Source organism: Pseudomonas rhizozeae, assembly GCF_031583775.1.
Taxonomy (GTDB): domain Bacteria; phylum Pseudomonadota; class Gammaproteobacteria; order Pseudomonadales; family Pseudomonadaceae; genus Aquipseudomonas.
The window spans coordinates 1-1880 of record NZ_JAVLSB010000027.1 but is presented as its reverse complement, the minus strand read 5'-3'; the positions used below and the strand labels follow the sequence as shown (position 1 = coordinate 1880).

The window sequence follows — 1880 nt, the reverse complement described above, 5'->3', positions numbered from 1 at the left end:
TTGCGCGCAAGCGCAACCAGCTTGGCTGTGGTGGTCACGCTGGTGACTTGGAGGTGAAAGTCCTCTACACACCCGGCAAGGGGAAGTGTCAGCCAGAGGCAAGGGTGTCGCGGGTGACTGCGAATCTGAAGGAAGCCCGAGGCAAAATGCTGGCCTGACGAACAGGAAGCGGATAGAGGCGGCGCAGCGGGGTGAGACGGCCCAAACCGTTAAAGCCCGATACTTGCACGGAACGCTGTGACGTAGATCCGACAGGCATAAGCAGGAAGGTCGCGCGAATTACCCTGGGAGATCTGCACGTTTGCCAGTGTGCTACCGAGCGCCGCGAGGCGACGGGATGAGCGTGCAGAAGTCAGCCGAAGCCGTAGTAAGTGGCGGTCAACCGCGCCACCAAGGGCCGAACAGGTTATGCCGCCAGTAGGCGTCAGAGTCTCGTTGAATACCGTAATGCAGAAATTTCTCCAAGAGAAGACTGTTACCCCGAGTCCCGGACAGAATCCGAGGATGACGGCTGACAGCGCAAAGGTATCGACGGCATCTGTGACGTGGACGAACGCGGAGCCGGACACGCTGATGGCGCGGGTGCTTGCACCCGCCAACCTCAGGCGTGCGTATCAGCGTGTGGTCAGCAACAAAGGCGCACCGGGTGCCGATGGTATGACGGTCGACGAGTTGGCGGACTACGTGAAACAGTTTTGGCCAGTCCTTAAGGCTCGGCTGCTGGCCGGCGAGTACCACCCGCAAGGTGTGCGCGCCGTCGACATCCCCAAACCCAAAGGTGGAACGCGACAACTGGGTATTCCCTGCGTCGTGGATCGCCTGATCCAGCAAGCCATGCTGCAACAGCTCACGCCGATCTTCGATCCGCTGTTCTCGGACTACAGCTACGGTTTTCGTCCGGGCAGAAGCGCTCACCAAGCCATCGAAACAGCCCGTGCCCATGTGGCGGCGGGTCACCGTTGGTGCGTGGAACTTGATCTGGAGAAGTTCTTTGACCGGGTTAACCACGACGTTTTGATGGCCTACGTGGCGCGTCAAATCGAGGACAAGCAGGTGCTCAGGCTGATCCGGCGTTACCTTGAAGCCGGTGTGATGTCGGGCGGGATCGCCAGCCGACGGCAGGAAGGGACGCCGCAAGGCGGCCCGCTCTCGCCGTTGCTGTCGAACATCCTGCTCAACGAACTCGACCGCGAGCTGGAACGACGGGGTCACCGTTTTGTACGTTATGCCGACGATGCGAACATCTATGTACGCAGCCCGCGTGCCGGCGAACGAGTGATGAGGAGTGTTGAGCGCTTCCTGAATCAGCGCCTGAAACTGACGCTGAACCGGGACAAGAGCCGAGTAGCCGGGTCTTGGATGTGTGATTACTTGGGCTACGGGATGAGCTGGCATCAGCAACCGAGGCTGAGAGTGGCAACGATGAGTCTAGGTCGTTTGCGCGACCGACTCAGAGGCCTGCTACGTAAAGCACGGGGCCACAAGATGGTGAAGATCATCGAGCGGATAAACCCCGTGCTGCGCGGTTGGGCTGGCTACTTCAAGCTCACCCAAGGCAAGCGTGCCTTGGAAACACTTGATGGCTGGGTACGCCATAAGCTTCGCTGTGTCATCTGGCGTCAATGGAAGCGGCCCTCTACGAGGGCGCGCAACTTGATACGGTTGGGACTCGATGAGGCACGGGCGTGGAAATCGGCAGTCAATGGCCGAGGCCCATGGTGGAACTCGGGAGCGCCTCATATGAATCAGGCGCTACCGAAGAAGCTGTGGGATCGACTCGGGCTGGTCTCGATACTGGATGCGATTAACCGGCTTAGCCGTGTAACCTGAACCGCCGTATACGGAACCGTACGTACGGTGGTGTGAGAGGACGGTGGATG

General features: G+C 59.8%; 1 protein-coding gene. It reads left to right on the top strand.

Going from position 1 to position 1880, the window contains the following annotated elements; translation table 11 throughout:
- Positions 1-408 precede the first annotated feature (408 nt).
- A complete protein-coding gene (gene ltrA, locus RG836_RS08930) occupies positions 409-1830 on the top strand; it encodes a group II intron reverse transcriptase/maturase (RefSeq protein ID WP_310844838.1) in 1422 nt (473 codons plus the stop codon).
- The last annotated feature ends 50 nt before the right edge of the window (positions 1831-1880 follow it).

Bases quoted from the DNA above. Each gene is read 5' to 3' on its own strand.
- ltrA (WP_310844838.1), top strand. From the start codon at position 409: ATGCCGCCAGTAGGCGTCAGAGTCTCGTTGAATACCGTAATGCAGAAA.